Consider the following 6,745-nt stretch of genomic DNA (forward strand, 5'->3'; position numbering starts at 1 on the left):
ACTCAAATCTTTTATAGAAACCTTAAATCTTTTCTCCATCTTTTCTCCTTAAATAGTGTCTGGCTCAAATAACTTAATTTTTGTGTGATTGCAAACTATAATATCAACAAGCGTGCCGGATATTTAATAAAATCAATTTTTATTTGTAACTATTTGTAATTACGGTAAAAAAATAAATTATGAACTATTTTTTTACTAGAAAATTAAGTGTTGACAAAAAGGCAACCCGTTACTTATGATGACACCTATATAAAGTGGCGCCACCAGTGGCGCCGAGATCAAATAGAAAGGATACTTCCATGAAAGATATAGAATTTGAGATACAAAATAATGAATTTGTAAAACTATTGCTTGAATCCATTGGTGATGGCATTTTTGTTCTTGATACCCACGGAAGGATCATTGCCTGGAATCCGGCAATGGAAAAAATTGCAGGCTATTCATCTGACGAAATAAAAGGACAGAGCTGTAAAATCCTGAACTTTAATCAGTGTTTTGATAAAAAATGTCCAACTGATATAAGAGACTGTGGTATTTTAACATATGGAAAAGTCGAACCTACGGAATGTTTGCTGAGCCATAAAAAAGGACACGTCCTCTCAGTAACAAAGAATGCCAGAGTGATAAAAAACAGAGAAAATAAAATTATCGGAATTGTTGAAGCTGTTACAGATTTGACGGAACTTAAAAATGCCAGGCTAAAAATGGAAGAGGCCACCCGCCGCCTTGGGGAATTAAATCGTCTGGGAGGTATTATTGCAAAAAGTCAGGTCATGCAGAACGTATTTACATTTATTAAAGCTTCAGCAGCAAGTGATGCAACCATACTCATCCAGGGTGAAAGCGGGACGGGCAAAGAACTTGTGGCAGGAGCAATTCATTCCATTGGAGAGCGAAGGGATAAACCCTTAATCACCATCAATTGCAGTGCCCTTTCCGAATCTTTGCTGGAAAGTGAGCTTTTTGGTCATGTAAAAGGTGCCTTTACCGGTGCCAGCCGTGATCGTGTCGGGCGGTTTGAAGAAGCAGACGGCGGCACTATCTTTTTAGATGAAATAGGTGAAATCACTCCATATATACAGGTAAAACTACTTCGGGTGCTGCAGCAAAAAGAAATAGAACGGGTGGGTGAATCCAGAAAACGAAAAATTGATATTCGCATTATCACTGCCACAAACAAAGATCTTAAATCCCAGGTTGATAGCGGGCACTTTAGAGAGGATCTTTATTACCGGCTTAAAGTCTTCCCTATCTACCTTCCACCCTTGAGAAACAGGAAAGAAGATATTCCCCTTCTTGTTAACCATTTTATTAAAACAAACAATGAAAAAGTTATCCTTAAAGTAAAAGGAATTGGGAAACCTGCCTTAAAAGCTTTTATGGATTATTCCTGGCCGGGTAATATCAGGGAATTGGCCAATGCCATTGAACATGCCTTTGTTTTATGTACCAACAGGCAAATTGAAATTAACGATCTTCCCCTTGAAATCAGGGACCCGAATATGATTCCCGGCCCTGTTGAAAAAGAAAAAATAAATCCAAGTATAAAAAACATTCAACACCCCCACTCTTTAACCCAAAAAAAATTAATTGATCTGCTTCGTGATACTGACTGGAATAAGGCTGAAGTTGCCAGGCGTGTTGGATTGAGCCGGGCGTCTATCTGGAAGTACATGAAAAAGTGGAACATACCGCTTCAACCCTGAATATAAGACTTTACAAAAAAAATCCGGGGCAGCTACTGGCGGTATACAAGCTGCCCCGGATGACGGTGAGGTGATTATTCAGATTCTGGAGGTAAGTAAATGCTTACTTTATCTGATAACTGAAAAATTTTATTGCACACTTGATGCCAACGTATTCAATTAAAATTATCAACTTCATTTAACCCGCTTTGTTGTAGTGATTTTGAAAAAATATTTCTTATAAAAGATTTTTTATTCCCTTCAGAGTAACGGTATTTCTTAATAAGTAACGCAACCATAACGCTACCATCTTATTCTTTGGTAACGATCTGAAATAAATGCCACGTCTTTTATTTTATCAATTAGAAAGCAAAAGTAACTGAATTTATAGGTGTTATTAAGCATCAACAATCTGTTTATATCGGTTATATTTTTGTTTTGGCACCAACCTTGCTCTAAGCTGATTACAAAAGAGTAACACCGCATCTGAGCATTAATATAAAGATGCTATCATAAACCCTTAACGGAGGATAAAAAAATGACAGATTTAAATTCAATTGAAGCCGCAAATCAGGTTGACGCAAGAGGCAGTGCATGTCCGGGACCCCTTCTTGAAGCAAAAAAAGGAATTGGCAAAGTTCAGGTTGGTCAGATTATTGAAATTCTATCCAATGATTCCGGGACAAGAACTGATATCCCTGCATGGGCTGGAAAAGTCGGACATGAATATCTCGGATATCTGGAAGCAGATGGTTATGACAGGCACTTTGTAACAAGAAATAAATAGGCAGGTGGTTATGTCACCCCAGGCAAAAAAACAAGAGAACAAAATTTTGATATTGGCCACAGAAACTTGTGCTTATCCTGGAGCAGATTCAGTGGGACAAGCCCATTCAACTTATCCTTCAAATACTTATATTTTAAGAGTAAGGGCGCCTGTGCTTTTCCCCGAATCTTTTTATTTTGACTGCTTTAAAAAAGGGATAAGCGGCATCATTATTATGTCCTGTGGTGAAGAATGTCCCTATGAAGGTGCTTTTACGGCCATGGCAAAAAAGTTGGACGGTGTTTACAAAAAAATGAAGGAAATGGAACTTGATCTAAAACGTCTTCGCCTGACAGCTATTTGTACGGTTTGTAATCGGTCTTTTTTAAATGAGGTGAACCAGATGGACAAGTTAGTGCGTGAACTGGGACCTCCTAAATTTAAAGAGTAACGATTTTTAATCTATTTAGAGCAACAGACAAATTATCAGTTCACTGCCTCTTTCAGGCAGTGAACTAAAAAAAAATTTTTCAGGAGGATGTATGGTCTCCACACACATAAAAAAATTTGATACACTTGTTGTAGGTGGCGGCATTGCCGGATTACAAACAGCTTTAGACCTTGGCGACCAAGGGTATAAAGTTGCTATTGTGGAAAAAGATGCTTCTATCGGCGGCAAAATGATCCGGCTTTCAAAAGTATTCCCCACACTTGATTGCGCAAGCTGTATTACCACCCCTAAAATGTCAGCAGCTGCACATCATGAAAATATCACCCTGTTTACATATTGTAATTTGACCTCATTAGATCATGATACTTCCAGCGAAGCCCTGGGCGTTAAAGCTGTGATTATACAAAACCCAAGATATGTTGACCCGGATAAATGTATAGGGTGCAGGCAATGTGAGTATGTTTGCCCTATATATGTGTCGGATGAGGAGCAAGGAGGTTTAAGCGCTACAAAAGCAATTTCAATACCTTTTTCAAATGCAATACCTCAACTGCCGATAATGGATATAGAAAACTGCATGCTTTGCGGGCAATGTGAAAAAGCATGCCCTACAAATGCAATTGATTATTTTCAAAAGCCGGAAGAGTTTATCATTCAGGCAAAAACAGCTATCATCACTACAGGGTTTGAGTTGCTGCCTAAGGAAGACAATTTCCAATACGGTAATGGCAAAATACCAAATGTTGTAGATTCTTTACAGATGGAAAGACTTTTAGCGCCTCATGGACCCTATAACAGGGTCTTGAGACCTTCAGACGGCATGGAGCCTGATTCCATTGCCTATGTTCAATGTGCGGGTTCAAGAGATAAGAGTATGGGGGTTCCATACTGCTCAAGGGTATGCTGCATGTATGCTATAAAGCAGGCAATGCTGCTGTCAGGTTCTCTCCCACTGGCTGATATCACTATTTATTACATGGATATCAGGGCTTTTGGGAAAGGGTATGAACAATTTTATCAGAATGCAAAAGCCATGGGCATTGAGTTTATCAAAGGCAAGGTTGCAAGGATTGATGAGGGTGAAAACGGAAGCGCAATAGTAAGGTATGAAAACCAGGACGGTTCAGGTATTGTAACAGCAAGCCATGATCTGGTTGTTCTTTCCATGGGAATGATTCCCGGTTGGAACCCGGAGCCCATTTGCCCTGTTTCTAAAGATTCCGATCACTTTATTACCTCAATAAAACCAAAGATATCCCCGGTACTTACTAATATGAACGATTTTTTCGTGGCCGGAGCTGCAGCAGGACCCAAGGATATTGTGGACACCGTTACAGAATCAGGTTCAGCCGCTATGGAAGCTGCCAAATTCATGTCCAACAGCATTATGGAGAATTAAAAATGACTGAAAAAAATACAGATAAAACTCCAGATAATAAAAAAATCGGTGTCTATATATGTTATTGCGGTGGCAATATCTCTGACCATGTTGATGTTGAAGAAGTCAAAAAAAGAGCTGAAAAAATGCCAAATGTTGTTGTGGCCCGAACCAACATGTTCATGTGCTCAGACCCTGGTCAGGAACTGATTATAAATGATTTGAAAAGCGGTAAGATTGACCGGGTGGTAGTGGCATCGTGTGCACCAAGCCTTCATGAAGCAACTTTCAGGGATGCAATTAAAAGAGCGGGTTCCAACCCGTTTATCTATGAACATGCCAATATCAGGGAACAGGTTTCCTGGGTCCATCAAGGTGATCCTGCTACTGACAAGGCCTCTATCCTTGTTGCATCAGCTGCTGCCAAAGCAAAATTACTCAAACCCCTTGATCCGGTCCGTGTTGAAGCCAAAAAGCATACAACAGTGATCGGAGGCGGCATTGCAGGGATTAAAACTGCAATTGATATTGCTCAAACAGGGATTAACGTAACACTTATTGAAAAATCATCTATTCTGGGTGGGCAGCTGAATAATCTCGATAAACTTGCTCCTTCCGGAGAAAAAGCATCAGAAGTTCTACAGGAACTTTTAGATCAGGTTTTAAACCATAAATCCATCACAATTCATACAGATTGTAAAATTGAAGCGGTACAAGGATATGTGGGGAATTTTAGCCTGAGTATTTCAAAAAAATCCGATAATAAAATTGAAAAATTCAATATAGAGACCGGTGCCATTGTAATGGCAACAGGAGCTATCCCCTATATACCTTTTGAGGGAGAATTCGGCTTTGGTCAGCATGAGCAAGTGATTACTCTTCAGAATTTGATTCAAATCTTAAAAAATAATAAATCAACAGGATCTATACTTGAGGTAAATGGTAAACGTATTAGAAATATTGTAATGATTCATTGTGTTGGCAGCCGCCAGATACCTGGTATTCATCAATCTAAAGAAGATGGAAAGTTGAATGAATACTGTTCCAGAACATGTTGTGCTGCAATGTTAAACGCATCAAACCAGATTAGAGAAAATTTTCCTGCGACCAGTATTTATGAAATGTACAGAGATATCAGAACTTATGGCAGAGGGCAGGAAGAACTGTATACCCAGGCTTCTGCCAACAAAGTTGTTTTTATGCGATATGAAGCAGATGCACAACCAGAGGTAAGCTTAACCAGTGGTTCTGATTACCCTTTTCAGGTCAAAGTTAAAGACAGCTTGACCTTTAATGAAGAAATGGATGTTCCGGCAGATCTTGTTGTGCTTGCAACCGGCATCGAACCTGATGATGTTTCAGGCCTTGCCTCAATGATGAAGCTACCCATTGGAACAGATAAATTTCTTCTGGAAGTTCATCCAAAACTTAGACCTGTTGAATTTCCCATAACTGGAATTTTCCTTGCCGGTACCTGTCAGGCACCCATGGATGCAGGTGAAGCATGTAATGCTGCGGGTGCAGCAGCTGTAAAAGCATCTGCTCTTTTAAGAAAAGGGTTTATTGAACTTGATCCTTTTGTGGCAGAGGTCAACCCTGATAAATGTCAGGGACACGGTGCCTGTATAGAAGCTTGCCTTAAAGAAGGTGCTTTAAACCTTGTGGAGGTAGAGATTGACGGTAAAACAGTCAAGAGAGCTCAGGTAACTGCTGCAATGTGTTTAGGCTGTGGTGCCTGTGCTGCGGTTTGTCCGGAAAAAGCCATTGATATAAATGGATGGGCATTAAAGCAGTATGAAGATATGGTTGATGCTATTGTTTCAGATGGATTTGCTGTCTGATTGATTCACAAAACTTCTTTTAAATAGGAAGAAATATAATGGAAAATAACGATAAAGACAAAGGCGCGGATAAAGCCAAAGAGACAAAAAAAGCAGCAATGAAAGAATTGCGTGCCCAAAGAAAGACTATGATAGCCGCTGCTTCAACGAAAATGAAAGAACAGAAAAAAGATATTAAGGCGATAAAAAAATTTTTAAACGGTCAGGCTGCAACCATTCCTGAAATTGCTGAAGGAATCGATATGCCGCAAGATAAGACACTTTGGTATATGGCAACCATGAAAAAGTATGGTCAGATTGTAGAGGGTCCGAAAGAGGGCGTTTTTTTTAAATATTTTTTGAGTGAATCAGACAAAACCCAAGAAAAAGCAGAGGTTTAACATGAGTACTATAAACTTAGATTTTGCAGAAGAGTTGAAAGAATATAGCGATGACACGGCTCTTGAGTGTTTTAACTGCGGGACATGTGCAGCGATTTGCCCTCTTGTTCATGATAATTTTCCCAGAAGAATGATTCGATATGTTCAGGTGGGAGCCAGGGAAAAAATCCTTGAAAATTCTGATGAACTATGGCGTTGCCTTCACTGCGGGCTTTGTACCCATACATGCCCGAGAGAGGCTGAT

The 6,745-nt window shown here is 39.5% G+C and carries 7 protein-coding genes; all 7 read left to right on the top strand.

The features are described from left to right. Positions 1–299: 299 nt before the first annotated feature. Positions 300–1,706, top strand: coding sequence for a sigma 54-interacting transcriptional regulator (locus tag K8S13_RS12480; RefSeq protein WP_291462932.1), 1,407 nt, complete (start codon positions 300–302; stop codon positions 1,704–1,706). A gap of 517 nt (positions 1,707–2,223) precedes the next feature. After that, on the top strand, positions 2,224–2,472 hold the full coding sequence (locus K8S13_RS12485; protein ID WP_291347179.1) for a sulfurtransferase TusA family protein: 249 nt from the start codon (positions 2,224–2,226) through the stop codon (positions 2,470–2,472). A 10-nt stretch (positions 2,473–2,482) separates the two neighbouring features. Further along, positions 2,483–2,902, top strand: a complete 420-nt coding sequence (locus tag K8S13_RS12490) for a hydrogenase iron-sulfur subunit (protein ID WP_291462934.1) — start codon at positions 2,483–2,485, stop codon at positions 2,900–2,902. A gap of 91 nt (positions 2,903–2,993) precedes the next feature. After that, positions 2,994–4,301, top strand: a complete 1,308-nt coding sequence (locus K8S13_RS12495) for a CoB--CoM heterodisulfide reductase iron-sulfur subunit A family protein (protein ID WP_291462936.1) — start codon at positions 2,994–2,996, stop codon at positions 4,299–4,301. A 2-nt stretch (positions 4,302–4,303) separates the two neighbouring features. Next, entirely contained in the window at positions 4,304–6,121 is a 1,818-nt protein-coding gene (locus K8S13_RS12500) for a CoB--CoM heterodisulfide reductase iron-sulfur subunit A family protein (protein ID WP_291462938.1), read from the top strand. 38 nt (positions 6,122–6,159) lie between these two features. Further along, complete coding sequence (locus K8S13_RS12505; protein ID WP_291462940.1) at positions 6,160–6,501, top strand: hypothetical protein; 342 nt, start codon at positions 6,160–6,162, stop codon at positions 6,499–6,501. 1 nt (position 6,502) lies between these two features. After that, on the top strand, positions 6,503–6,745 hold a 243-nt coding region (locus tag K8S13_RS12510), incomplete at its 3' end, for a 4Fe-4S dicluster domain-containing protein (RefSeq protein ID WP_291462941.1).

Source organism: Desulfobacula sp., from assembly GCF_021107415.1.